General features: G+C 69.0%; 23 protein-coding genes, 3 tRNA genes and 1 pseudogene. 12 read left to right on the plus strand and 15 right to left on the minus strand.

Going from position 1 to position 25,386, the window contains the following annotated elements:
- Positions 1 to 59: 59 nt before the first annotated feature.
- Complete coding sequence (locus ABD209_RS06895; RefSeq protein WP_344064082.1) at positions 60 to 563, minus strand: methylated-DNA--[protein]-cysteine S-methyltransferase; 504 nt, start codon at positions 561 to 563, stop codon at positions 60 to 62.
- Positions 564 to 687: 124 nt separating this feature from the next.
- On the opposite strand from ABD209_RS06895, the gene ABD209_RS06900 reads away from it, so the two are divergent.
- Both ABD209_RS06900 and ABD209_RS06905 read left to right on the plus strand, forming a co-directional pair.
- The gene (locus ABD209_RS06900; RefSeq protein ID WP_344063989.1) at positions 688 to 1,134 is read left to right on the plus strand and encodes a Fur family transcriptional regulator; all 447 of its coding nucleotides are present in this window, start codon (positions 688 to 690) and stop codon (positions 1,132 to 1,134) included.
- Positions 1,135 to 1,171: 37 nt separating this feature from the next.
- Positions 1,172 to 2,713 (plus strand): catalase, encoded by a 1,542-nt coding sequence (locus ABD209_RS06905; protein WP_344063992.1) that lies wholly within the window; start codon positions 1,172 to 1,174, stop codon positions 2,711 to 2,713.
- A gap of 95 nt (positions 2,714 to 2,808) precedes the next feature.
- Here the strand turns inward: ABD209_RS06905 and ABD209_RS06910 are convergent, their stop codons facing one another.
- Complete coding sequence (locus ABD209_RS06910) at positions 2,809 to 3,198, minus strand: acyl-CoA thioesterase (RefSeq protein WP_344063995.1); 390 nt, start codon at positions 3,196 to 3,198, stop codon at positions 2,809 to 2,811.
- Between the two features lie 23 nt (positions 3,199 to 3,221).
- The gene (locus ABD209_RS06915; RefSeq protein ID WP_324385355.1) at positions 3,222 to 3,617 is read right to left on the minus strand and encodes an ankyrin repeat domain-containing protein; all 396 of its coding nucleotides are present in this window, start codon (positions 3,615 to 3,617) and stop codon (positions 3,222 to 3,224) included.
- Between the two features lie 39 nt (positions 3,618 to 3,656).
- On the opposite strand from ABD209_RS06915, the gene ABD209_RS06920 reads away from it, so the two are divergent.
- A complete protein-coding gene (locus tag ABD209_RS06920) occupies positions 3,657 to 4,832 on the plus strand; it encodes a M20 family metallopeptidase (RefSeq protein ID WP_344063999.1) in 1,176 nt (391 codons plus the stop codon).
- Between the two features lie 6 nt (positions 4,833 to 4,838).
- Here the strand turns inward: ABD209_RS06920 and ABD209_RS06925 are convergent, their stop codons facing one another.
- The 6 genes and pseudogenes from ABD209_RS06925 to ABD209_RS06950 form a co-directional block, all read right to left on the minus strand.
- Complete coding sequence (locus ABD209_RS06925) at positions 4,839 to 6,620, minus strand: ABC transporter ATP-binding protein (RefSeq protein WP_344064003.1); 1,782 nt, start codon at positions 6,618 to 6,620, stop codon at positions 4,839 to 4,841.
- An 85-nt stretch (positions 6,621 to 6,705) separates the two neighbouring features.
- A tRNA-Val gene (locus tag ABD209_RS06930) sits at positions 6,706 to 6,780 on the minus strand.
- Positions 6,781 to 6,804: 24 nt separating this feature from the next.
- Positions 6,805 to 6,875, minus strand: a tRNA-Cys gene (locus ABD209_RS06935).
- A gap of 22 nt (positions 6,876 to 6,897) precedes the next feature.
- Positions 6,898 to 6,970, minus strand: a tRNA-Gly gene (locus tag ABD209_RS06940).
- Between the two features lie 243 nt (positions 6,971 to 7,213).
- Positions 7,214 to 8,011: pseudogene (locus ABD209_RS06945) on the minus strand (YihY/virulence factor BrkB family protein); the annotation flags it as partial.
- 69 nt (positions 8,012 to 8,080) lie between these two features.
- Positions 8,081 to 8,608, minus strand: a complete 528-nt coding sequence (locus tag ABD209_RS06950; RefSeq protein WP_344064006.1) for a hypothetical protein — start codon at positions 8,606 to 8,608, stop codon at positions 8,081 to 8,083.
- 77 nt (positions 8,609 to 8,685) lie between these two features.
- On the opposite strand from ABD209_RS06950, the gene ABD209_RS06955 reads away from it, so the two are divergent.
- Entirely contained in the window at positions 8,686 to 10,326 is a 1,641-nt protein-coding gene (locus ABD209_RS06955) for an acyl-CoA dehydrogenase family protein (RefSeq protein ID WP_344064009.1), read from the plus strand.
- A 9-nt stretch (positions 10,327 to 10,335) separates the two neighbouring features.
- Here ABD209_RS06955 and ABD209_RS06960 read toward each other — a convergent pair whose 3' ends face one another.
- On the minus strand, positions 10,336 to 11,346 hold the full coding sequence (locus ABD209_RS06960; protein ID WP_344064012.1) for a polyphosphate kinase 2 family protein: 1,011 nt from the start codon (positions 11,344 to 11,346) through the stop codon (positions 10,336 to 10,338).
- 48 nt (positions 11,347 to 11,394) lie between these two features.
- Here ABD209_RS06960 and ABD209_RS06965 point away from each other — a divergent pair, with 48 nt between their 5' ends.
- Positions 11,395 to 12,117 carry a dihydrofolate reductase family protein gene (locus ABD209_RS06965; protein WP_344064015.1) on the plus strand — a complete coding sequence of 241 codons (723 nt, stop codon included), beginning with the start codon at positions 11,395 to 11,397 and terminating at the stop codon, positions 12,115 to 12,117.
- A gap of 60 nt (positions 12,118 to 12,177) precedes the next feature.
- On the opposite strand, the gene ABD209_RS06970 is transcribed toward ABD209_RS06965, so the two are convergent.
- Entirely contained in the window at positions 12,178 to 13,338 is a 1,161-nt protein-coding gene (locus ABD209_RS06970; RefSeq protein ID WP_344064017.1) for an alpha/beta hydrolase family protein, read from the minus strand.
- A 76-nt stretch (positions 13,339 to 13,414) separates the two neighbouring features.
- Here ABD209_RS06970 and ABD209_RS06975 point away from each other — a divergent pair, with 76 nt between their 5' ends.
- Both ABD209_RS06975 and msrB read left to right on the plus strand, forming a co-directional pair.
- Complete coding sequence (locus ABD209_RS06975) at positions 13,415 to 13,987, plus strand: nucleotidyltransferase family protein (RefSeq protein ID WP_344064020.1); 573 nt, start codon at positions 13,415 to 13,417, stop codon at positions 13,985 to 13,987.
- Positions 13,984 to 14,412 (plus strand): peptide-methionine (R)-S-oxide reductase MsrB, encoded by a 429-nt coding sequence (msrB, locus tag ABD209_RS06980; protein ID WP_344064023.1) that lies wholly within the window; start codon positions 13,984 to 13,986, stop codon positions 14,410 to 14,412. Before ABD209_RS06975 ends, msrB begins: the two co-directional genes overlap by 4 nt.
- A 6-nt stretch (positions 14,413 to 14,418) precedes the next feature.
- Here the strand turns inward: msrB and hemQ are convergent, their stop codons facing one another.
- Together hemQ and hemG are read right to left on the minus strand one after the other, a co-directional pair.
- Positions 14,419 to 15,138 carry a hydrogen peroxide-dependent heme synthase gene (gene hemQ, locus ABD209_RS06985; protein WP_344064026.1) on the minus strand — a complete coding sequence of 240 codons (720 nt, stop codon included), beginning with the start codon at positions 15,136 to 15,138 and terminating at the stop codon, positions 14,419 to 14,421.
- Positions 15,139 to 15,188: 50 nt separating this feature from the next.
- Complete coding sequence (hemG, locus tag ABD209_RS06990) at positions 15,189 to 16,580, minus strand: protoporphyrinogen oxidase (protein ID WP_344064029.1); 1,392 nt, start codon at positions 16,578 to 16,580, stop codon at positions 15,189 to 15,191.
- An 82-nt stretch (positions 16,581 to 16,662) separates the two neighbouring features.
- Between hemG and ABD209_RS06995 the strand changes: the two genes are divergently transcribed.
- Positions 16,663 to 17,622, plus strand: coding sequence for a DUF4349 domain-containing protein (locus ABD209_RS06995; protein ID WP_344064031.1), 960 nt, complete (start codon positions 16,663 to 16,665; stop codon positions 17,620 to 17,622).
- An 84-nt stretch (positions 17,623 to 17,706) separates the two neighbouring features.
- Here ABD209_RS06995 and hemE read toward each other — a convergent pair whose 3' ends face one another.
- Both hemE and ABD209_RS07005 read right to left on the minus strand, forming a co-directional pair.
- A complete protein-coding gene (gene hemE / locus ABD209_RS07000) occupies positions 17,707 to 18,765 on the minus strand; it encodes a uroporphyrinogen decarboxylase (RefSeq protein ID WP_425564597.1) in 1,059 nt (352 codons plus the stop codon).
- Between the two features lie 408 nt (positions 18,766 to 19,173).
- A complete protein-coding gene (locus ABD209_RS07005; RefSeq protein ID WP_344064033.1) occupies positions 19,174 to 20,001 on the minus strand; it encodes a DMT family transporter in 828 nt (275 codons plus the stop codon).
- 110 nt (positions 20,002 to 20,111) lie between these two features.
- On the opposite strand from ABD209_RS07005, the gene ABD209_RS07010 reads away from it, so the two are divergent.
- The 4 genes from ABD209_RS07010 (at position 20,112) to ABD209_RS07025 (ending at position 25,322) form a co-directional block, all read left to right on the plus strand.
- Positions 20,112 to 20,693 (plus strand): DUF3000 domain-containing protein, encoded by a 582-nt coding sequence (locus ABD209_RS07010; protein ID WP_344064035.1) that lies wholly within the window; start codon positions 20,112 to 20,114, stop codon positions 20,691 to 20,693.
- Between the two features lie 7 nt (positions 20,694 to 20,700).
- Complete coding sequence (locus ABD209_RS07015; protein ID WP_344064038.1) at positions 20,701 to 21,906, plus strand: ribonuclease D; 1,206 nt, start codon at positions 20,701 to 20,703, stop codon at positions 21,904 to 21,906.
- 113 nt (positions 21,907 to 22,019) lie between these two features.
- Positions 22,020 to 23,231 carry a thiolase family protein gene (locus ABD209_RS07020; protein ID WP_344064041.1) on the plus strand — a complete coding sequence of 404 codons (1,212 nt, stop codon included), beginning with the start codon at positions 22,020 to 22,022 and terminating at the stop codon, positions 23,229 to 23,231.
- A 3-nt stretch (positions 23,232 to 23,234) separates the two neighbouring features.
- A complete protein-coding gene (locus tag ABD209_RS07025) occupies positions 23,235 to 25,322 on the plus strand; it encodes a 3-hydroxyacyl-CoA dehydrogenase NAD-binding domain-containing protein (protein WP_344064043.1) in 2,088 nt (695 codons plus the stop codon).
- The last annotated feature ends 64 nt before the right edge of the window (positions 25,323 to 25,386 follow it).

The following is a 25,386-nucleotide window of genomic DNA, read 5'->3' on the forward strand; positions in this document are numbered from 1 at the left end:
GAGCCAAGTCTGCCCGACGCGCCGAGCGACTGCCTTCGAGCGACACCGAGGTCAGCGCCTCAGAACAGCCGCCCCTCGACGTCCGCGGCGGGCCGCTCGAGCTCGAGCAGGAAGCGCTTACGGTCCAACCCGCCCGCATACCCAGTCAGCGAGCCGTCGGCGCCGATCACCCGGTGACACGGCACGACGATGCTGAGCGGGTTGGCACCATTGGCGGCGCCCACCGCTTGCGCGGCGCCGGGACGACCAATCGCCTTGGCGAGATCGCCATAAGACCGGGTCTCGCCATACGGAATTTGGCGCAGTTGCGCCCAGACCGACTGCTGGAACTGATCACCACGGGGCGCGAGTGGCAGGTCGAAGACCCGGCGATCACCGGCAAAATACTCCCCCAGCTGGCGGGCGGCATCACCGAATAACCCACTGCTGGAGACCAGCTCGCCGAAGTCCGGCAACCGGTCGCGCCGGCGGTGGATGGCGAAATAGATCCCGGTCAGGGCCGCGTCCTCGGCGACCAGGGTCAATGCCCCGACCGGAGAGTCGATGACGGTATGGACGGGCACACTCACGGCGACAGTCATACCAGGCAGTCGTCTCGGGCGGATCGAATGTGAGCCTCGCCATGAGACGAGATGCCAGTCATTCCAACTCTTGACTTGTTCCATTCTTGTGGCCAGGATGGAGGCGATGACCTATCCCCTCGGCACCGAACCCGCCACCGCGCTGCGCGGCGCGGGCTTGCGCGTGACGGCGCCGCGGGTGGCGACGCTGCACGAGTTGGCGGCGCTCGCTCATACGGACGTGGACGGCCTAACGACGGCGGTCCGCTCCCGCCTCGGCGGGGTGTCGACCCAGGCGATCTATGACGTGCTCCGCGTTCTGACGGACGCGGGCCTGGTGCGCCGTATCGAGCCGGCCGGCTCCCCCGCCCTGTTCGAGATCGACAGCGGCGACAATCACCACCACCTCGTATGCCGTGGCTGCGGCACCCTGCTCGACGTCCCCTGCGCGGTCGGCGAGCGAGGCTGCCTCGAGCCGGCGACCGACCATGGTTTCGTCATCGACGAAGCCGAGGTCGTCTTCTGGGGCTATTGCCCCGCGTGCCAACAGATTTCCCCACCAACCAGCAACTAGAAGTCGGGGCAGAAGCCCTGGCAAGGAGGTCCACGCAATGTCTGTCGCAGGTCCCCGGCAAGAGTCGGGCAACACCAAGCCACTGACCACCGTCGCCGGCGCGCCGGTCTGGGAGAACCAGAACAGCATCACGGCCGGCGCCCGCGGCCCGATGCTCCTGCAGGACGTCTGGTTCCTGGAGAAGCTCGCCCACTTCGACCGCGAGGTCATCCCCGAGCGCCGCATGCACGCCAAGGGGTCGGGCGCCTATGGCACCTTCACGGTGACCAATGACATCTCGAAGTTCACCAGCGCCTCCATCTTCTCGGGAGTCGGGAAGCAGACCGAACTCTTCGTGCGGTTCTCGACCGTCGCGGGTGAGCGCGGCGCGGCGGATGCCGAGCGCGACATCCGCGGTTTCGCGGTGAAGTTCTACACCGATCAGGGCAACTGGGACATCGTCGGCAACAACACGCCGGTCTTCTTCTTCCGGGACTCCTTGAAGTTCCCCGATCTCAACCACGCCGTCAAGCGCGACCCCAAGACCAACCTGCGCAATGCCGAGAACAACTGGGACTTCTGGACAAATCTGCCCGAGGCTCTGCACCAGGTCACCATCGTGATGTCGGACCGCGGCATTCCCGCGGACTACCGGTTCATGAACGGCTTCTCCAGCCACACGTACTCCTTCTACAACGCCGCGGGCGAGCGCTACTGGGTCAAGTTCCACCACCGCGCACAGCAAGGGTTGAAGAACCTGACCGATGCGCAGGCCGCGGCCATCATTGCCGGCGACCGCGAGTCGAGCCAGCGGGCGCTCTTCGACGCCATCGAGGCCGGCGACTTCCCCAAGTGGAAGCTCTACGTGCAGATCATGCCGGAGACGGATGCCGAGAACTACCGCTTCCACCCCTTCGACCTGACCAAGGTCTGGCTGAAGGAGGACTACCCGCTGATCGAGGTCGGCGAGTGGGAGCTGAACCGCAACGCGGAGAACTACCACGCCGAAGTAGAGCAGTCGGCCTTCTCGCCCGCGAATGTCGTTCCAGGCATTGGCTTTTCACCTGACCGTATGCTGCAAGGCCGCCTGTTCTCCTATGGCGACGCTCAGCGTTACCGGCTCGGCGTCAACCACCACCAGATCCCGGTCAACTCCCCCAAGGGTGCGCCCGGGACCAACTCCTACCACCGCGATGGCGCGATGCGCATTCACTCGGAGGCGACGCCGGGCATCGAACCGAACAGCTACGACCGGTGGGCGGAGCAGCCGCAGTTCCGCGAGCCCCCGCTGCGGATCGACCCGCTCGCGGACCGCTTCAACTTCCGCGAGGACGACGACGACTACTTCACCCAGCCGGGGATGCTCTTCCGCTCCTTCACTCCGGAGCAGCAGCAGCGGCTCTTCGAGAACACCGCGCGCGCGATCAGCGGTGCCTCCCAGGAGACCATCGACCGCCACATCGGCAACTGCACCAAGGCCGACCCGGCCTATGGCGAGGGTGTCTCGGCAGCCATCAAGGCGCTGGACGCCGGGGAGGCCCCGAAGGCTGGCACCGACGGCCTGGAGTCCGGCCCGGACTTCGACGGCGACCTCCTCTGAGCGCCGCCCCTGACCCTAAACCCTGCTAACACACCTTAGGTGTCCTCCAACACGGTAGACCCTGCTGGAGGACACCTAACGTGTGTTAGCAGCGTTTACGGACGGGGCCCGTCGCGCGGGTCGACCAGTGCGCGGGTGAAGAACTCGGGCAGCGGCCGGGAGGTCGCGGTGGCCGTGTCGACGTTGACGTAGACAAGGTCGACTGTCGCCACGGCGTCGCCGGCACGTGAAATCTCCACGGCCAGAACGAAACTCGACCTGCCGACCCGAGTGCAGCGCACGTCGGCGTCCAGGACGTCATCGAAGCGGGCCGGTGATTTGAAGTGGATGGTTGCCGTCACCACCGAGACATCCAGACCATCGGCGACCAAGGCGTCATACGTGAAACCCAGGGAGCGCAACCATTCGGTCATCGCCACATCGGCGACTTCGAGATAGCGGGCATTGAAGAGAAAGCCCTGGGCGTCGGTCTCGTGATACCTCACCCGGTGTGTGTAGACGGCGGCCATCACCCGGCTCCGCGCGCGAGCAATTCGGCCCGCCCGAAGATCGCCGCAGTCTCCCGGGCGCTCGGTGTGCCGGCGTCGAGATCGGCACCCGCCGCGACCAGTGCGCGGACGATCTCGTTCTCGCCCTTGAAGATCGCGCCGGCAATGATCGACTGGCCCCGCGCATTCAGCGCGTTCAGATTTGCTCCCCGGTCGATGAGAGTGCGCACCAGGCCAGCGTGGCCGTGATACGCGGCGAGCATCAGTGCGGTATCGCCGTTGGGGCCGGTGACGTCGACCGGCAGGCCGTGATCGAGGAACTCGACCAGCTCGTCGGTGCGTCCCTCTCGGGCGAGGTCGAGAGCGATCTCGACGATCCGCGCCTGCTGGTCGGCGTCGAGGTGCTCACGAGTCACCGATCCAGCCTAGCGACTGTGCCCGGCTAGACTCAGCAGATGTCCGAGCATGCGCCAGTCGACCCGGAACTGTTGTCGCACAACGCGATCCAACTCTTGAGCGAACTGGTGGCGATCGACTCCGTCAACCCGGGGCTGGCTCCAGGAGCACGGGGGGAAGCGGCCATCGTCGAGCATCTGCGGCTACGGCTCGCCCACCGTGGCTGGCGCACGCTCGTTGTCCCCGCGCTCGGCGTGCCCGACCGGCCATCGCTGCTCGCCTGGCCCGGCGGGATGTCGGCAGCCGCCCGCCCGGTGGTGCTGAACGGCCACCTGGACACGGTGGGGGTCGACGGCATGGTTGCGCCATTCGTGCCTCGCATCGAGGACACCCGCATGTACGGCCGGGGCACCTGCGACATGCTCGGTGGTGTCGCCGCCTTGGTCGTGGCCGCCGAGGCGGCCGGGGACGCCGGCGCCGAGGTCCTGCTGGCCCTCGTGGCCGACGAGGAGGATCGCAGCCTCGGCACCGAGGCCGTGCTGGACGCCTTGCCTCGCCTCGGGATTCACCCGTCCGTATGCCTGGTCGGCGAACCGACGTGGCTGGGCCGGTGCCGCTCACTGCGCGGCTATGCCGTCGCCGACGTGACGATCACCGGCCGGGCCGCCCACACCTCTCTTGCGCACGAGGGCGTCAATGCCCTCACGCAGGCAGCAGCCTTGGTCGGCGCGATCGAAGGGCGGGCCCACGGCATACGGAAGCGGGGTGGGGAACTGCTCGTCAGCGTCATGCACTCCGGACGCGCACCCTTCACCGTTCCCGACGAGGCCCGCCTGACTGTCGAGCGCCGCACTGTCCCCGGCGAGGATCCCGGCGTGCTCCTCGACGACATCGACGCCGCCCTCCACGCCGTGCGTACTACGGCCGGGGAGGTGCGCGCCGAGATAGCCCTCACCATCAACCGCCCTGCCTGGGAACTCGACGCCGAAGGCCCCGCGTCCGATTTCGCCGATTGCCTCGACGCTGCCCTGGACGCGGAAATCGGCTCGCCGGCAACCTCATTCGAGGCGCCATACTGGATGGAAGCCGCCCTGTGGCAAGCGGCCGGCATACCCTCTCTCGTGTGCGGGCCGGCTGGCGGCGGGCTGCATGCAGTCGATGAGTGGGTCGACCTCGACCACGTGCGCGCGTATGCCGTGGCCCTGGCCCGCGTCCTCAGAGCCGCTGCCGCGTGAGGGCTCTCACACGCCGCCGGTCTGCACCCGCCACAGCGCGGCATACTGGCCGTCCTGTGCGAGCAGCTCATCGTGCGTGCCCGCCTCGATGATGCGGCCGCGGTCCATCACCCAAATCCGATCGGCGTGTCGCACCGTCGAAAGCCGATGTGCCACAACGAGAGTCGTGCATTCGGAGGTCGCCTCGCGCAGGGAGCGCTGGATTGCCGCCTCGGTCTCGTTGTCTACAGCACTGGTCGCCTCGTCGAGCACCAGAACCGCCGGCGCGCGCAGGAAGGCGCGGGCCAGGGCCAGCCGCTGACGCTGACCGCCGGAGAGCGTGACCCCGCGTTCGCCCACGGTAGCGTCGAAGCCGTCCGGCAACTCCTCGATGAACTCCCGTGCGGTCGCGGCCTCGGCGGCAGCGACGATCTCGGCGCGGGTGGCCCCGGGCGCGCCATACGCGATGTTGTCGGCGATCGTCCCGGCGAACATGAAGACGTCCTGCGCGACATAGCCGATCGAGCCGCGCAGCGAGTCCCAGTCGAGACTGCGCAGGTCCTGGTCGTCATAGAGGACGCTGCCCGCCCGCGGATCATCGAAGCGCAGCACCAAGCGCAGCAATGTCGATTTGCCCGAGCCGGTGGCGCCGACGATGGCGTGCGTCTCGCCACTGGGGACCAGGAGGTCGATCCCGTGGAGCACATCGGGCCCATCGGCATAGCCGGCGCGGACGTCGCGCAACTCGATGCGTCCGGTGACCGGGCGCCGCAGCGAAGCGTGCCCCGCAGAGACGGCGATCGGGACCGCGAGCAGGTCCTGGATGCGCGCCGTCGATGCCCGTCCGCGTTGATAGAGGTCGAGGACCTGGGCGACATCGGTCAACGGCCACAGCAGCCGCTGGGTCATGAAGACCAGCACCGAGTAGAGGCCCACCTCGAGTTGCCCGTCGAGGGTCTGCCAGCCACCCAGCAGCAGTGTGCAGGTGAAGCCCGCGAGGATCGCCATACGCACTAACGGGACAAAGGCTGCCGACGTGCGGATCGCCTGCACATTGGCCTGCTGGTATGCCGTTGACGCCGCGTCGATGCGTCGTCGCTCGCGCTCCTCCGCCGTGAAGGCCTTGATGGTCGCGATGCCCGCGAGATTGGCGCTGAGCGCGCCGGAGAGGTCGGCAACCTTCTCGCGCACCACGGCATACAGGGGTTCGAGGCGTCGCTGGAAGAGCAGCGACCCGGCGATGATGACCGGGATCGGGAGGAAAGCCAGGACCAGCAGCTTGACCGACGCGATCGCGAAGATCGCTCCGACGAGGATGACGTTGAGGAATGTCTGCAGGATGGCCGGGGCGCCAACGTCGAGGAAACGTTCGAGCTGGTTGACGTCGTCGTTGAGGGTCGCCAGGGTGGCGCCGGCCGGGCGGGCTTCGTGCCAACCGAGATCAAGATGCTGGACGTGGTCGTAGGCCTCGACGCGCAGATCGTGCTCAATGCCCTGCGACAGACCGCGCCACAGGACGGCGGCGACATATTGGGACGCCGACTCGATCACCCACACCAGGACGTTGAAGACGGCGATCCAGGCCAGCTGGCTGTAGCGCGACTCGACGCCCAGCATCCCGGCGACGAACGAGTCCTGGCCCCGGACAACGACGTCCACAGCGGCGCCGATGAGCAACTCGGGCATGACGTCCGCGACCTTGTTGATCGTGGACATGGTGACCGCGCCGACGAAGCGGCCGCGGTAGGCCCGGTAACGAAGCCAGAGCTCGGTGAGGGGCTTGCGGGGCTGCTGGGGTGCGCGCGTCACTGCGTCACCCTAATCAGGACGGCTCACGACGGGGTTCCTCGCGCCAAACGACCCCTGACTCGCGTGGGTCAGGGGCCGTTTCGAATGGTGGGCGATACTGGGTTTGAACCAGTGACCTCTTCCGTGTCAAGGAAGCGCGCTACCGCTGCGCCAATCGCCCGGGGTCTTGCAGGGTCCTACTGTGAGGTGGAGACGGGATTTGAACCCGTGTACACGGCTTTGCAGGCCGTTGCCTCGCCTCTCGGCCACTCCACCAACGGGGGCGGCTAACCCTCCGAGCGGATGACCGGCCTCGAACCGGCGACCTCAACCTTGGCAAGGTTGCGCTCTACCAACTGAGCTACATCCGCATGCGCCGGAACCGACATTCGCTTCGTTCTGGCGCGCACAGACATTAACCCATGCGAGCGGACATACCCAAATCGAGAGAGTTTCGACTCCTCGGCGTCCCCCTCGGGGAAGGGCGTCAGCGGCCGAACCGCGCGTTCCCGGCGCGCCTCGACCGCCTTGGCGACGGGCTGGACACGCAGCGTGGCCGCGTTGAAGGCGGCACCGATGAGGACCGAGATGGCGATCGCATAGAGCCAGATCAGCAGCACGATCGGGGTTGAAAGCGGGCCGTAGATCGACGTGCCGCCCAGCGACGCCGCGATAGTGCCTCGCACGAACCACGACGCCAGCGCCCACAACACCAGGGTCAGCACGGCGCCGGGCAGGTCGCGCACCCACGGCGTCTTCTTGGGCGTGGCGATGTGATAGAGCGTCGTCAGCGAGGCCACCACGAGCACCGTCACCACCGGCCAGTAGAGGCCGACGAGTAGCTCCAGGCTCGGCGGCAACAGCCGGCCCACCAGCGTCGGGCCGATCAAGACCAGCGGGATCATCACGACCCCGACGAGCAGGGTGACGATGTAGAGCGTGAAGCTCAGCGCGCGGGTGCGCACGATCCCCCGCACGCCGGACTGGCCATACATGATCGTGATGGTGTCGACGAAGACGTTCAGCGCGCGCGAGCCGGACCACAGCGAGAGCACGAAGCCCAACGAGATCAGGTCGGCGCGTCCCCCGGAGAAGACGTCGGTCACCGTCGGCAGCAGCAGGTCCTGAATGATCTCCGGCGTCAGGAAGCGGCCGGCATACTCCGAGATCTGCGAAGTGAAGCTCTCGATCGTCACCTCGCCCAGCCACTGCCCGAGGTAGCCGACCCCACCGAAGAGGCCGAGGATCAAGGGCGGGAAGGACAACAACGCAAAGAATCCGGCCTCGGAGGCGAGACCGGTGACGCGATAGCGCAAACAGATCCGGACGGTTTCGGCAACCAGCCGGGCGAGCCACAGACCCCCCGGGATCCGCGCGAGCGCACCCTTCAGCGCACCCTTCGCCTCCACCATTCGACCAAGATAACTGTGGCGCAAGGGAAAGTTGTGACTCGACACGGTGGCCGGGCGATAACGGAACGCTTACGACGTCGACGTCGCAGCAGTCGGCCAGGCGTTGTGGTCACAGGCGATCCGGTCGAAGTCGGCGCGCGACCAGCGCTCCCCCTCCCGCACGATCACCACATCGGCCGTCACGTTCGCGTAGTCCTGGGCGCTGACCTGCACGGGCGTCGCACCCATGTCCTCGGTGCCCGACCCGGCACCGATGTCGAGGCCGGTTTGCGCCGTCGGCTCGAATCCCCCTCGGGCGGTCCAGTCCGGCGCGGGTTGAGTCAGTGAGACCGTGAAGGGCTCGGAATGTGTTGTGGCCGAGGCCAAGTCGAGTAGGACCGGATTTTGGACGGTCGCATCCGCAGTGCGTCTGTCGATCAGGCCCATCACCTGGACCTGGTCGTACGCCGCGCCGCACGGCGCGACGATCACTACCGGGTTGCCGGCGGCATCGGCGCTCAGCCCCACTATCCCGACGATCTTCGTCGTGACGACGTTGCCACATCCCGCCAGTGCGAGAGCGGTGGCCGAGGCCAGGATCCATGCACGTCTTGCCATGCCTGAAGTGTCCCGAGCGAGGCAGGTCACCCGCGTGAGCAGGACTACTCACCTCAGGCGCGGCCTATCCTGCGCGCATGGCGACGCACGAGGTCCGCAATCAACCCCCGCCGTATGCCGGCGTCGACCTCTTCGCGTCCGATCCCACCCTTCGTGATGCCCTGACCCGTTGGGGCGCACCCGATCCCGACGCCCGCCACCTTGGGGAACTGGCCGGCACGGCAGCGGCAGCCGCGTGGGCGGACGAGGCGGATCAGTTCCCGCCGCGCCTGCGCACTCACGACCCTCGAGGCAATCGCCTCGATGAGGTCGTCTACCACCCGAGCTATCACGCACTGATGACCGTCGCCGTCGAACACGGCTTGACCGCCGGGCCCTGGCTTCCGGGTGCCCGTCCCGGTGCGCACTTAGCCCGGGCCGCCGGCTTCTACCTCTGGAGCCAGGTCGAGAACGGGCACCTGTGCCCGATCTCGATGTCGTATGCCGCGGGGCCGGTGCTCGCGGCGACCCCCGGGGCGGCCACGGAGTGGCTGCCCAAGGTCGCTTCCCGCAGCTACGAGCCGGCGCTGGTGCCGATCGAGCAGAAGCGGGGCGCCATCGTCGGGATGGGCATGACGGAGAAGCAGGGCGGTTCCGACGTCCGGGCCAACAGCACGACGGCAACTCCGGATCCGCGAGGGCCGCTGGGCGCGGGCAGTTATCGCCTGCGTGGCCACAAGTGGTTCTGCAGCGCGCCGATGAGCGACGCCTTCCTCGTCCTGGCCCAGGCGCCGGCCGGTCTCAGTTGCTTCCTCCTCCCCCGCGCCCTGCCCGACGGCACGCGCAATTCGTTTGCGCTGCAACGCCTGAAGGACAAACTGGGCAATCGCTCGAATGCGTCGTCGGAGGTCGAGTTCGATGACTCCTGGGCGACCCTGCTGGGGGTCGAGGGGCGCGGCATACGGACGATCATCGACATGGTCGCCGGCACCCGACTCGACTGCATCCTCGGGTCGAGCGCGACGATGCGGCAGGCGCTCGTGCGGGCCACGCACCATACGGCCCACCGGATGACCTTCGGCCGGCCGCTGATCGATCAGCCGCTGATGCGCAATGTGCTGGCCGATCTGGCACTGGAGTCCGAGGCGGCCACGCTGCTCGCGATGCGGCTGGCGCACGCCGTCGACGAGGGCGACAGCGACTTCGCGCGGCTCGGCGTGGCACTGGGAAAATTCTGGGTGTGCAAGCGGACCTCGCCGATGGTGGCCGAGGCCCTGGAGTGCCTGGGCGGTCTTGGCTATGTCGAGGAGAACGGTCTGGCACGCCTCTATCGCGAGGCCCCGCTGAACTCGATTTGGGAGGGATCGGGCAATGTCAACGCGCTCGACGTGCTGCGCGCGATGACCCGCGAGCCGGCCAGCGTCGCGGCGCTGGCCAAGGAGGCCGGCGCCGCCCGCGGCGTCGATGCGCGATTGGATCGGGCCATCGACGCCATTGAGGAGATCGGCGCCCGCGCCGGGCACGAGCACGCACCGATCGAGGCCCGCCGGACCGTGGAGCGGCTGGCGATCACTCTGCAGGCAGCGCTGCTCGCCCGGTATGCCGAGCCGGCGATCGCCGAGGCATTTCTCGCCTCACGCGTGGCCGGTGACCACGGCGCGACTTTCGGCACGCTCTCGCCGGCTGCTGTCACGGCAGCTGCCGGCCCGCTTCTGGAGCGTGCTAGCAGCTCAGGGTGAAGTGGAGGGTTAGCTTTCGGCGAGCCGGGCCTGCTGCTCGGCGACGTCGAAGCCGGCGGCCGGCCACTGCGGGTCGATGTCCTGCAGTGCCGCGAGGAGGAGATTCATGACGGCCAACCGGGCATACCACTTCTTGTCGGCGGGAACGACATACCAGGGCGCCTCATCGGTGGAGCACTTCTCCAAGGCGGCCTGATAGGCCTCCATATAGGCGTCCCACGACTGACGCTCATCGATGTCGCCCGGGTTGAACTTCCAATACTTCTCCGGGTTGGCGAGCCGCTCGGCCAGCCGGGCCTTCTGCTCCTCCTTGGAGATGTGCAGCATGACCTTGACGATCGTGGTGCCGGAGGCGGCAACGCTCTTTTCGAAGGCGTTGATCTGGGCATACCGGCGCGACCACTGCTGCCGCGGCACCAGATTGTGCACCCGGACGATCAGCACGTCCTCGTACTGTGAGCGGTCGAAGACGCCGATCTTGCCGTAGCCCGGCAGGGCGTTGCGGATCCGCCATAGGAAGGGGTGGGCACGCTCTTCTGCGGTCGGCGCCTTGAACGACGTCAGTTCGATGCCCTGCGGGTCGGCGGCCCCGACGACGTGCCGCATGATGCCGCCCTTGCCCGAGGTGTCCATGCCCTGAACCACGAGCAGGATGGAGCGCTTCCCGCCGGCCTTGGAATCGGCATACAGGCGTTCCTGCAGGTCACTAACTTGCTCCGCGAGCGGGGCGAGGAGCATGGCACCCGCCGCCTTGTCCCCCGCGAACGCCGGGGTCGAGGCCGGGTCGACATCGGCGAGGGCGAATCCGGGACCCACCCGCAGTGCGCCGACGAAGGCGGCGGGCGTCGGGCTCTTGGCGGCCTCCTCGGCGACCTTGGCCGCAGCTTTGGCCTCTTGCTTGGCCAGCTCCTTGGCGATGATCTCCAGTTCTTTGGCGTCCTTGGAGTTCTTCTTCGCCTTGCCCTTGGCTGCCTTGGTGGCCTTGGCCGATGACTTCTTCGTCTTCTCCGACTTACCCATGCCACGCATAATGGCAGGCCCTGCGACGCGGTGCGCCAGACTGGGCCGATGCGATTGTTGTATGCCGATTCCCCCACTCCCGTGGCGCCCGGCACCGAGACCGACATCGACGCGCTTCGGGCGCTCTATGCCTGGCCGGGCGGGGGCGGGGTGCGCACAAACTTCGTCGCCACTCTCGATGGGGCCGCTACCGGCCCCAGTGGCCTGACGGGGTCGATCAACAACGCCGCCGACAAGATCGTCTTCGACCTCAACCGCGAGCTGTGCGATGTCGTCCTGGTTGGTGAGGCGACCGCGGACGCGGAGGGTTATCGTCCTGCGGACGGTCCTCCGCTGATCGTGGTCAGCCGGCGTTGCCGGGTGCCCCGCGGCTTTGTCGACCCGCCGAGGGATGGTCATGTCGTGCTTGTGACGGGGTCCGGGGCCGAGGCGGGCAATGTCCGGGCCGCGCGCCAGCAACTCGGCGACGCGAATGTGTGGGTGCTCGGCGAGGAGGACGTCGACCTCGGCCAGGTGATCGTGGCGTTGGGCCGCGAGGGCCGCCACAACATCCTGTGCGAGGGCGGGCCGCGCGTCCACGCGGCCTTGCTTGCGCGCAATCTCGTGGACGAGGTCGCGCTGACGTGGGTCCCGCGTGGCATCGGCGGTGCTCACCCGCGGATCGCTCACGGCGCAAACTTCGACGTCCAGTTAAGAGTGAAGGTTCTCCTGGAGTCGGACTCGACCCTGCTTGGGCTCTGGCGCGTGCCGGAGACGTCCGGCCACAGCTGAGTCCGGCACGGTCCGCAGCTGCGCATTCCGCAAGGAGCAGGACCGCAGGCGGGCAGCCGATCAGGCCTTGAGGAAGTCGCTGACAGCATACTCCCAGCGCGCCGGATCGGTGTTCCACTCTTTGCAATGCCGTGCCAGCTCCCAGTGCACGACAGTCACGAGGTCCGGGCGCGCCTCGGCAAGGGCAAGCGACGGCCCGGCCGGGACGAACTCGTCGTCGATGCTGTGGATGAGCAGGATCGGGTGGTGCAACTCGGCGGCTCGGGCAACCCAGTTGGTCTGGGCGACGTCAACCGTGTCGTGCACACCGACCAGCCGCCGCGACCACTTCTTGCCCATGATGGTCCGGCTCAGATCACCGACCGGCGAGGGCACGCCGTGGGCGCGCGCGTGGTGGGCCAGCACGTTAGTCCAGTCCACGACGGGGCCGTCGAGAACCACGCGGGTGACCGCCGAGGCAAGAGCGGACTGGGCGAGGACCTGCAGCACGATCGCCCCGCCCATCGACCACCCCACCAAGGTGACGTCTCTGGCACCTTCGGCCACGGCATACGCGATGGCCGACTCGATGTCGCGCCACTCGGACAGCCCGAGGTTGTAGCGACCGTCCGGGCCGGGCGGAGCGCCTTCGTCGTTGCGATAGCTCGGCACCAGAACCGTATGCCGTGCGGCCAGCACCGGCGGAATCGCCCGGATCGTCTCCTCACGGCGCGCGCCGCGGCCGTGGACAAGGATCGCCCAGCGGCTCCCGTCACCCATCCCGGGGATGAGCCAGGCCGGCATCGGCCCGAGATCCGTGACGATCTCGACGTGTCGGGTTGCCAGACCGAGGCTGATCTCGGGCGGCGAGCAGTAGTAGTACCCGTTCCAGCGCGCCGGGCCGGGGCGGATGATGCCGAAGTCTTGGGCCTCGATGCGACGGCGAACGGTGGCCTCGTCGCGATCGAGGATCTCGCCGATGCGGATGTGGCCGCGGCTGCCGTCCAGCCACAGGCCATAGCGGCCGGGAACCACCGTCTCGGCGTTGGCGGCCAGGACCACCGAGTCCGTGGCCGTCGACAGCACCTCGCAGTCGTCCGGTTTACGCCGATCCGGAGTTAGGACGCGCCGGGCGAAGTAGGCCGCCGCGCCCAGAGCAGCGCCGGCAGCTCCGGCCGCGGCCGAACTGCTGACCGCGGCCGCGCCGATGGCCGCGCGCTTTGCCGTCGCCTTAGAACTCACGCCCCTATCGTCTCAGGTCTCCCACCGGTATCGGGCGTCCCGTCTGCCCGGGCGACCGGCGCGGAAGAATGTGGCCATGTGCAGCGCGAGGAACGGCCGGGTCCACACCGTAGGTGTCGTGCTCGCCGCTGGGGCAGGCCGCCGCTTCGGCGGTCCGAAGATCCTTGCGCACCAAGGGCACTGGCTCGAACAGTCCGTGGCCGCATTGCGCAACGGCGGCTGCGACCGAGTGGCTGTCTGCATGGGTGCAGCCGTCGTGGATGCCCCGCCCGGCGTCTTGGCGGTCGAGGTGCCCGACTGGGCGAGCGGCATGAGCGCCAGCGTCCGCGCCGCCCTCGATCTCGCTGCCGAACTGGACGCCGAGTTGCTCGTTCTGCACCTGATCGACCTCCCGGACGTCGGTCCACCCGTCGTCGCCCGGGTGCTCGACAGCGCCGCCGGGCGACCGGACGCACTGGTGCGGGCGGCATACGGCAATTTGCCGGGGCACCCGGTGGTGGTCGGTCGCGATCACCTGGCCCCCATGAGAGCAACGCTGACCGGCGACAGCGGCGGTCGCGACTATCTCGCGGCCGCCGGTGCCCAGTCGATTGCGTGCGGTGATCTCGCGACGGGTGCCGACCACGACGTGCCAGAATCGTTGGCATGAGCAGCCTGCACAGCGACCGGGACTATGCCGTCACCAAGAGCGAGCATGAGTGGCGGGCCCAGTTGACGCCGCAGGAGTTCCACGTGCTGCGCGAGGCCGGGACCGAGCGGCCGTTCAGCGGCGAGTATGAGGATGACGAGACGGTGGGCGTGTATGCCTGCCGAGCGTGCGGCGCCGAGCTTTTCGCATCGGAGACGAAGTTTGCGAGCCATTGCGGCTGGCCGTCGTTCTACACCCCGCTGGCCGGCGACAGCGTCGAGTATTTGGAGGACCGCTCGCTCCCCGGCCGCCCGCGAGTCGAGGTCCGGTGTGCCAACTGCGGCAGCCACCTGGGCCACGTCTTCGAGGGCGAGGGCTATCAGACCCCGACCGACCAGCGCTTCTGCATCAACTCCATCTCGCTGACACTCCGGCCGGCCGAGTAGCCGGCGTCACCGCAGGCGCTCGATCAGGGCGGGGAGGGTGACGCGGGGGCCGGTGAAGAAGGGGGTCTCCTCGCGCACGTGCAGGCGGGCCCGGGAGGCGCGCAACTCGCGCATCAGGTCCACGATCCGGTGCAACTCATCGGCCTCGAAGGCCAGGATCCACTCGTAGTCACCGAGCGCGAAGGCGGCAATCGTGTTGGCGCGCACATCCGGGTAGTCCCTCGCCATCTGGCCGTGCTCGCGCAGCATGTCGCGGCGTTCGGCATCGTCGATGACATACCAGTCGTAGGACCGCACAAACGGATACACGCACACATAGTTACGCGCCTCCTCGTCGGCCATGAAGGCCGGGATATGGCTCTTGTTGAACTCCGCCGGACGGTGCAGCGCGGCATTGGACCACACCGGCTTGAGGTGCTGTCCCAGGCCCGAGCGCAAGAAGCGGTGGTAGGCGTCCTGGAGCAACTCGATGCTCTCGGCGTGCCACCAGATCATCAGGTCGGCGTCCGCTCGCAGACCGGCGACGTCATAGACGCCACGGATCACGACGCCACCCGCCTCCACGTCGGCGAACAACTTCTCGACATCGCGGACGTAGGCCTGCCGGCCCGCGTGCCCCAGCGGCGTCTCGACCGCAAAGACCGACCACATGGCATACCGGATGCTGTCGTTGATCTCGCGCATGCGCGCGGGCGTGGGCTTGCTCGGGACGGGTCGATCGGACATTCCGCCATTCTGAACCCGTCGCCCCGTGCGCGCCGAATCGGGTCGCGCCGTCACTCCCCCGGCCCGTATGCCGTGCGGATGGCCCGCGCGGCCCGCCGGCCCGAGCCGATGACCGCCGGAATGCCCACCCCGTCGTATGCCGCGCCGGCCACCTCGAGCCCGTCGATCTCGCCGATCGCCTTGCGCACCAGCGCAATCCGGTCGAGGTGGCCGACGGCATACTGCGGGAGGGCGCCGCCCCAACGCTGGACGTGCGCATCGAGCGGGTCCGGGAGGGCGCCCGCGATCGCGCGCAGATCGGCGAGCGCACGCGCGGCCAGGGTGCGGTCGTCGACCTGGAGAGCGGCCTCTTCGCGGTGGCGCCCGAGCGAGGCGCGGACATACGCGGTCTCGGGCGCCGCGTCGGCCAGCCATCCCCACTTCTGGGAACTGAAGGTGCTCGCCTTGATGGCGCGTCCTTCGACGGGTGGCACGAGGAAGCCCGAGCCGGGCAAGGCCGGCATCGCCACGCGCGGGAAGGCGAAGGTGACGATGGCCATGGACGCCGTCTCGATGGCGGCCAACTCGTGGGCGGCCGAGGGCGCGACCGGTCCCAGCAGGCGCCGCGCGGGCGCCGGCGGGAGCGCGAGGATAACCGCGTCGGCGGTGATGACCTCGGGGGCGATCGTTGGTCCGGCGACGATTTCCCAGCCCGCGACGGCGCGGCGCACCTCCCGGACAACGGCCCCGGTGCGGATCCGCCCGCCGCGCTTGGCGATCGCATCGGCGAGAAGTTCGGGCAGCACGCCGACTCCCCCGTCTATGCCGATGAAGGCCGATTGCGCTGGGGCCGAAGGTGATTCGGGCGTGGGCGGGGAGGAATCCAGCAACGGGTCGCTAGACAGTGCCTTGGCGTGGATGGCCGGGACCGCGGCAGCCAGTGAGATCTGCCGAGCGTCGCCGGCATACACACCGCCGAGCAGTGGGTCGACGAGCCGGTCGACCACCTCATCGCCAAGGGCCGCCGCGACGTAGTCACCGACGCTGACGTCACGAGTCGGAGCCGGCGGAACGAGGGCAGCCCGCAGCCGTTCCATGCCCTGCGCGCTGAGGATCCCGGTCGCGTCAGCCGGGCGCCGTGGAACCCCCATCAGTGAACCTGGCGGCAACGGGTGCAGCGCCCCGTGGGACCAGACGGAAGCAGCGGTCGTCGCGGGGATCACGAGCCGTTGGCCGGCGCCTATCTCGGCAATCAGCTCGCGCGCCTCGGGGCGAACGGCGAGCATCGATTCGGCGCCGACGTCAACCAGGCGCCCACCGACGACCTCCTGACGCAACTTGCCGCCGACGCGATCGCTCCCGTCGAGCACGAGCACCTCGCTGTCGGCTTCAGAAGCGCTCACTAACTCCCACGCGGCAGCCAGACCGGCTAGGCCACCACCGACGATAACGATCCGGTACACCCGCACAACTTATGTCGCGACCGGGGAACGGCCACCGGCAGGGTGACGTCGCAGGGCGAAGCACCGATCCCAGGAGCAACCGATGATGACGTCGCGAATCGCCCGCGCAACCCTGGCCCTCAGCCTCGCCGGCACGATCGGCATCCTCGGCGGATGCAGCGGCGGCGGTAGCAGTGGAGCGGTCGCTACGAGCGGGGCGGCCGGGCCCGCGCCGGCCGAGGTGGGCGTGGCACGCGGCGCCGCGGGCGACAAGGCCGAATCGTCGAGCGTCGCAGTCGATGCGCAGAAGTTGACCCGCACGGCGACGCTCTCCCTACAAGTCGACGACGTCGGCAAGGCGACCGCGCAGGTGCGAGCCATCAATGTTGCTGCTGCCGGCTACGTGCTCTCGGAGAACATCGGCACGACCGGGACCGAGACCGACGAGCGGGCTGGGATCAGCCCGACAACCTATGCGGCACTGGTGATTTCGGTGCCCACAGACAAATTGGATGCCACGCTGGACGAGCTCCAGCGCATCGGGACAGTCCTCGATCGGCGCAGCCAGACCGAGAATGTCACCGGCGAGTATGTCGACGTCCAAGCCCGCGTCGTCACGATGAAGAAGTCCGTCGCGCGCATCCAGGACCTCATCGACAAGACCGACGACATCGACCAACTCGTGAAACTCGAACGCGAACTCTCCAGCCGCCAGGCCGAACTCGAGGCCATTGAGGCGCGACTGCAGGAACTGGATCGCAGCACCTCGCGCAGCCCGATCACCATCAACCTGACGACCGATCCCAGCCTGATCGACAGCGCCCTGTCCAACCCAGCGACGGGCTTCACCGGCGGGTTGAAGGCGGGCTGGAAGGCCTTCGTCGGCTCGCTCGCCGCGCTCTTCACGATCGTCGGCGCGGTCTTGCCGTTCGCGCTGCTCGGCGCCGTGCTCGCCGTGCCGATTGTCTACATCCGGCGTCGCCTGCAGGCCCGCCGGGCGGCCCGGCCGCCCAAGGTTACCCAGCGCAACACTTCGGCCCCCCTGCCGGACCCGATGGCGTGAGTGGCGCACCCGGCACCCACGCCGGCGCCGGCCCACGCACCCACTCCGGCGCCGCGCCCAGGCGCGGAGGGCTGATCGCCGGCGTCAGCGCACGCCGGCCTCGTGGACCAGCGCGACCAGTCGCGTCAGCACATCGGGGTCGGTCTCGGGCAGGACGCCGTGGCCCAGATTGAAGATGTGCCCTGGCGCGGACGCACCTTCGGCGAGGATGCGACGCGTCTCGCGCTCGAGTGCCTCCCACGGCGCGAAGAGCAGCGCCGGGTCGAGGTTGCCTTGCACGGCATACGATCTGCCGAGGCGAGCGATGGCGTCGGGCAGGGCGACACGATAGTCGACGCCGACCACGTCGGCACCGGCCGCTGCCAACGACGGCAGCAGCTCACCGGTCCCGACGCCGAAGTGGATCCGAGGCACGCCGAGCTCGCCCACGCTCGCCAACACGGCGGCCGAGTGCGGCTGGACGAACTTCTCATAGTCCGCTCGCGACAGCGCGCCGGCCCACGAGTCGAAGAGCTGCACGACCGAGGCGCCCGCCTCGACCTGCACCCTTAAGAACGCTGCCGAGATCTGAGCAAGCCTGGCGCACAACGCATTCCACAGATCCGGATCGCCATGCATGAGCGCCTTGGTGCGCAGGTGATTGCGACTTGGGCCGCCCTCGACCAGATAGCTCGCCAGCGTGAAGGGCGCGCCCGCAAACCCGATCAGCGGCGTTGCACCCAGCTCCGCGACGAGCAAAAGCACGGAATCCCGGATGTCAGGAATCGCGTCGGCGGTCAGTTCGGGCAGGCGTGCCAGGTCGCCCCAGGTGCGAATCGGATCGGCGACTACCGGCCCGACACCCGGCACGATGTCGATATCGAGGCCGACGGCCGCGACCGGAACGACGATGTCGGAGAAGAAAATTGCCGCATCCACCCCATGTCGACGCACGGGTTGCAGGGTGATCTCGGCGACCAGGTCGGGACGCCGACAACTCTCCAGCATCGGGATGCCGGCCCGGACGGTGCGGTATTCCGGAAGTGACCGTCCGGCCTGACGCATGAACCACACCGGCGTGTGCGGCACGCTCTCGCGATGCGCCGCGCGCACCAGCGGCGACTGCATCAGGGCAGGCGAGGACGGGCCGGTCGCAAGGGTCATGATGCGATCGTATGGCGGCCCGCTCGCCGGGCCGCACGACCCTCCGGCCGGCGCGCCTCGTGACCGATCCGTCACGTCATCGAGGTGGCCGGCCGTGCCGCGCCCTGGACAGGCGCGCGACGTCGCGCGCCGATGGCGGCCTGCCGTGCGGACAACGCCGCCCGAGCCGTATGGACGCCCTCACCCGTCAAGCGGTAATAGCGGCGTCGGGGTCGGCCGGCGGCGCTCGCATCGACGTCTTCCCAGTCGCTTGTCAGCCACCCGACGCCCTCCAGCCGCGCAAGGATCGTGAATTGACCCGCCGGCCGTGTCGAATCGGCCTTTCGACGGGGTCGAACCGGCCTTTCGACGGGGTCGAACCGGCCTTTCGACGGGGTCGAACCGGCCTGTCGAGGGGGTCGCATCGCGTCAGGCGCCGGCGATGAGCGCCACGCCGGCCATCGTCAACGCGACCCCCGCAAGTTGGACCCGGCGCAAGCGCTCGTGGAGCACGGCATACGCCAAGACCGCGGTGACCACGGGATAGAGCGAGCCAAGCACGGCCGCGATGCTGACATACCCGCGCGTCGCGGCCAGGCCGAAGAGCGCGTTCGCCACCAGGTCGGCGAGGCCGACGAAGACGAGCACCGGCAGGTCGGCGCCCGTCATACCGCCAGCGCGCCGCAGCACCAAGGCGGCCAGCCCGAAGAGCGAGACCGACGTCAACCGCATCAGCCACAGGGTGTCGACGACGGAGTCAGCACTGCCGGCGTGGATCGAAAACAACCCCACGCCGAAGCCCGCTCCGGCCGCCGACGCGAGCACCACCGGCCGCCGGGACACGGCGCCCTCGAGCTCCGGCCCGGACGCGAGCAGCACACCCGAGATCGCGACCATGATGCCCACCCAGGCGAGCAGCGCCGGCTGCTCCCCCGAGGCAACTCCGAGAATCACCGGCACGACCACCCCGAGCGATGCGATCGGTGCCACGACTCCCATGGTTCCGGTGCTCAGTGCCGCATAAAAGCAGACCAGCGCTCCCGACCCGGAAACCCCGGCGAGGACCGCCCACAGTGGCCAGTTGCCGGATGCGAAATGGGGAGTGCGCAGGCATACCGCAATCGTCATCGCGAGCAGGCCGATGGCCTGCGACCACCCGACCACGGCCGCAGCCGGGCGGGTCTTGGCCTTGACTCCCGCGACGAAATCTGATGTCCCCCAGACCAGGGAGGACGCGAGCGCGAGCAGGGTGAACACCGTGGCACCCTAGCGAGCCGGACCCGCAGCCTGTCCCGGCACCCATGGACACGACTCCCCGGATTTGGCGGTTCCGCGGGAAACTCGCGCGCAGCGCCTACGCTCCCCATGTGGCCACCCGCACCAAGACACCGTCCGCGCAGGACTCATTTGCGCAGGCGCTCGAGTCCTTGCGCCGCGTCGCCACGCGCCCCGAGATCCGCCTGACCGAGGTCCCCGCGCCCGCGCGCATCGCCCCGTATGCCGTTGCCCTCACTGGCGAAGTCATCCCTGGCGGCGATGAGGACGACCTCGCGTCGGGCCGCTTCGTGCTGCTGCACGACCCGTCCTGTCCCGAGCCGTGGGGCGGCGCCTGGCGGGCGGTGACCTTCGCCCGTGCCGAGCTCGAGCCGGAGATGGGCGCGGACCCCTTGCTCGGCGAGGTCGGCTGGTCTTGGCTGACCGAACAACTGGCTGGCTACGGACTGCGATTCGTCGCCGAGGCCGGCACTGTGACCCGGGTGATTTCGGAGAGTTTCGGGGCGATGGGCGATCGCGATCCGAGTGTCGAGATCGAGATCCGGGCCTCGTGGACGCCGCTGGGCGACGACCACGGCGACCACCTCCTCGCCTGGTGCGATGTGCTGTGCACCATCGCCGGACTGCCCCCGCTGCCCGAAGGCGTGGTGGCGCTCCCGGGTCGACGGCGGTAGGCCGCCGATGACCGACATCGTGCCTGCGGGCGTCCCGCTGGACACGCCCGCCGACGGGCTGCCCGATCTGATCGACTCCGAGCGCAGCCTCGCGGCCGCGGCCGCCGATCTCGCCGGCGGCGTCGGGCCGGTTGCCATGGACGCGGAGCGCGCGTCGGGCTACCGCTTTGGCCAGAAGGCCTACCTGGTCCAACTGCGCCGGGAGGGCGCCGGGACCCTGCTCGTCGATCCGGTCGCCGTGCCGGATCTGAGCCCGCTCGACGACGCGATCGGTGGGGCCGAGTGGATCCTGCACGCCGCCACCCAGGACCTCGCCTGCCTCGCCGAGGTCGGGCTGCGTCCGCGACAACTCTTCGACACCGAACTCGCGGCGCGGCTGCTGGGCCTGCCGCGCGTCGGCCTGGCTGCGGTGGTCGAGCACTACCTCGGCCTGGTCCTGGCCAAGGAACACTCGGCGGCGGACTGGTCACAACGTCCGTTGCCGACGGCCTGGCTGCGCTATGCCGCGCTGGATGTCGAGGTGCTTGGTGAGATCCGCAATCTGATGGGCGTCGACCTGGCCCGCAGCGGCAAGGCCGAGTGGGCCCGGCAGGAGTTCGCGGCTCTCCTGGACTGGACGCCGACGGTGCGCGTCGATCCCTGGCGGCGCACCTCCGGGCTGCACAAGGTGCGCGGCGGCCGGGGCGTGGCCTTTGTCCGCGAGCTCTGGTACGAACGTGAACGCCTCGCTTCGGCCCGCGACATCGCGCCCGGGCGGCTGATCCCCGACGCCGTCCTGGTGCTCATCGCCCAGCACGCCCTCACCAGCCCCGGCACGCTGCCCACCGGCAATCGGGGGATCGGGCGCTACCAGCGCGACTGGCTGGCCGCGATCGCCCGGGCCAAGGCCCTGCCCGACTCGCAGTTGCCGCCGACCAATCTGCCCCATGAGGGCCCGCCGCCGGCGCGCGCTTGGGCCGACAAGGATCCGCTCGCCGCGGCCCGCCTGGCTCGGACCCGCGACCTGCTCACAGCATTCGCCGAGGCGCGGACCATTCCCGTCGAGAACGTCTGCTCCCCCGAGCCCCTGCGGCGGGTGGTCTGGTCGCCTCCGGCGGACGCACCGGAGGTCGAGGCCTTCAGCGCGGCGCTCGCGGCGTATGGCGTGCGGCCCTGGCAGCGCGAGATCGTGGCGCCCATGCTGCATACGGCCTTCACCGCCGAGCAGGCGTGAGGCGACTCACCTCCTAGGTGACGAGGAGCTAAGCGACCGCTTAGTTATGCTCGGACGCGATGGCGCCCCTGATCGGCGCCGCACTCACATTCACACCGTGCAAGGAGGCAGGTATGCCGCGCAGTCTGCGTGAGGTCGTCTTCGTCGACGGCGTCCGGACGCCCTTCGGCAAATCCGGACCCAAGGGGATCTATGCCGAGACCCGGGCCGACGATCTGGTCATCAAGTGCATCCGCGAGTTGCTGCGGCGCCACCCCGAGCTGCCACCGGAGAAGGTCGAGGAGGTCGCGATCGCGGCCACCACACAGATCGGCGATCAGGGCCTGACGCTCGGCCGGACCGCGGCCCTGCTATCCGGCCTGCCGAAGACGGTGCCGGGCTACAGCATCGACCGGATGTGCGCCGGCGCGATGACCGCGGTCGCGTCAACGGCCGGTCAGATCGCCTTCGGCGCCATCGACATCGCCATCGCCGGTGGCGTGGAGCACATGGGCCGCCACCCCATGGGCGAGGGCGTCGACCCCAACCCGCGGATCGTCGCCGAGAAGCTCGTCGACCCGTCGGCGCTGGTGATGGGCAAGACCGCCGAGAACCTGCACGACCGCTACCCGCAGCTGACCAAGGAACGGTCGGACGCCTTCGCGGTCGCCTCGCAGGACAAGCTCGCCGCGGCCTACCAGGCCGGCAAGATCCAGCCGGACCTCGTGCCGGTCGCGACCCGCAGCGCCGAGAAGGGCTACGGCCTCGCCGTGACCGACGAGCCGCCGCGCCCCGGCACCACCGTGGAGGACCTTGGTGCGCTCAAGACGCCCTTCCGGGCGCACGGTCGGGTGACCGCCGGCAATGCGGCCGGCATCAACGACGGGGCGACCGCCTGCCTGCTCGCCGCGGAGGACACCGCCAAGGAGTTGGGGCTGCCCGTCCGGATGCGCCTGGTCGAGTTCGCCTTCGTCGGCGTCGAGCCTGAGGTCATGGGCATCGGCCCGGTCCCGGCGACCGAGAAGGCCCTCGCCAAGGCCGGCCTGACCATCGAGGACATCGGGCTCTTCGAGCTCAACGAGGCCTTCGCCGTGCAGGTCCTCGCCTTCCTCGACCACTTCGGCATCGCCGACGACGACCCGCGTGTCAACCCGTATGGCGGCGCGATCGCGACCGGACACCCTCTCGCCTCGAGCGGGGTGCGGCTGATGACGCAGCTCGCCCACCACTTCGAGGCCCACCCCGAGGTGCGCTACGGCCTGACCGCGATGTGCATCGGCCTCGGCATGGGCGGTGCCGTCATCTGGGAGAACCCCAACCACGCCGACTACGGGAAAGAGGCTTAAGCCATGACCGAGACGCTTGCCGCCAAGGCAGCCACGCAGTTCCCCGACGAGGTCGTGACCAAGGCGCTGGTGCGGGATCTCACCTTGCCCGCACGCGCCGGCACGATGGCGCTGATTACCCTTGACAACGGCTTCGACCACACCAAGCCCAACACCTTCGGCCCGGCGACGATCGCGGGGCTGACCGAGGTCGTCGCGGGCCTGCGGGCGCGGGCCGAGGCCGGCGAGATCCAGGCTGTCGGTATCACTGGCAAGCCCTTCATCTTCGCCGTGGGCGCCGACCTGACCGCGGTTCCGGCCGCACGCGAACGTGAGCAGGCCGTGGAGATCGCCCGCGCCGGTCATACGGTCTTCGCGGCGATCATGGACCTGCCGGTCCCGACCTTCGCCTTCGTCAACGGTGCCGCTATGGGCGGCGGCGTGGAGATCGCGCTGGCGTGCGACTACCGGACCATCTCGGCCGGCGTACCGGCCGTCGCGCTGCCCGAGGCCTTCCTCGGGCTCGTGCCCGGCTGGGGCGGCTGCTATCTCCTGCCCAATCTCATCGGCGTGCAGAAGGCCCTGACGGTGATCATCGAGAACCCGATGAACACCAACAAGATGCTCAGCGGGCCGGCGGCCTTCAAGCTCGGCATGGCCGATGCGATGTTCGCGCCCGCCGACTTCCTCGAGGAGTCCTTGACCTGGGCGGCCGGCGTGCTCTCGGGATCGGTTGAGGTGAACCGGCCCGAGGTCGACCGAGACGAGACCACCTGGAACACCGCGGTGGACCTGGCCAAGGCGCTCGTCGACGTCAAGACCGGCGGCAAGTCGCCGGCGCCCTATCGCGCCTTGGACCTGGTCCGCGCCGCGCGCACCGCCGGGCGCGCCGACGCCTTCGCCGCCGAGGACGAGGCGCTCGGCGACCTGGTCATGGGCGATGAGTTGCGCGCCGGGCTCTACTCCTTCGACCTGGTCCAGCGCCGGGCCAAGCGGCCCGCGGGCGCTCCGGACCGGGCCCTGGCCCGCCCGGTGACCAAGGTCGGCATCGTCGGCGCCGGACTGATGGCCAGTCAACTGGCCCTGCTCTTCGCTCAGCGGCTGGAGGTCCCGGTCGTGATGACCGACCTCGACCAGGAGCGCGTGGACAAGGGCATCGCCTATGTCCATGGACAGCTCGCCGACCGGCTGGCCAAGGGCCGCATGACCCAGGACGCCGTCAACAAGCTCACCGGCCTGATCACCGGGGCGACGAGCAAGGACGGCTTTGCCGACGCCGATTTCGTCATCGAGGCGGTCTTTGAGGAGATCTCGGTCAAGAAGCAGGTGTTCGCCGAAGTCGAGGCCGTGGTCTCGGCCGAGTGCATCCTGGCGACCAACACCTCCTCGCTCTCGATCACCGAGATGGCGGCCGACCTGGAGCACCCCGAGCGGGTTGTCGGCTTCCACTTCTTCAACCCCGTCGCGGTGATGCCGCTGCTGGAGATCATTCCGGGCGACAAGACCGACGATGCCGCTCTCGCAACGGCTTTCGCCGTCGGGAAGGCACTGAAGAAGACGACGATCCGGGTCAAGGACTCGGCCAGCTTTATCGTCAACCGGCTGCTCGGCCGTTTCATGGGCGAATACTCAAAGATCGTCGACGAAGGCACGCCGGTGGCGATCGCGGACCAGGCGGTCGCGGGGTTGGCACCCATGCCGCCATACGTGCTCTTGAGCCTGGTGGGTCCGGCGATCGCGCTGCACAACGTCGAGACCCTGCACCGCGCCTTCGGCGACCGGTTCTATGTCTCGCCCTCGATGCAGGCGGTCGTCGCGGCCAAGAAGCCGGGCTTCGACCCGTCGCTGCAGGTCGTGGCGGAGCACCCGGTCGAGTTGACCGTGCCGCAGGTGCGTGAGCGGGTGCTCTCGGCCATCGCCGAGGAAGTCGGGATGATGCTCGCCGACGGCGTCGCCCAGGCACCCATGGACATCGACCTGGCGATGATCACCGGCGCCGGATTCCAGTTCTGGAACGGCGGCATCTGCCCGCTCTTAGACCGCGAGGGCATCAGCGAGAAGGTGCTCGGCCGGCGGCTCCTGCCCCCGGGCGCGGCCTCCGTCCCGGCCTAGGCTTCTGCCCTATAACGGGGGCGCGTCGGCACGAGATGCCGACGCGCCCGTCGCGCCCAGCCTT

Source organism: Nostocoides vanveenii, from assembly GCF_039531165.1.
Taxonomy (GTDB): domain Bacteria; phylum Actinomycetota; class Actinomycetes; order Actinomycetales; family Dermatophilaceae; genus Nostocoides_A; species Nostocoides_A vanveenii.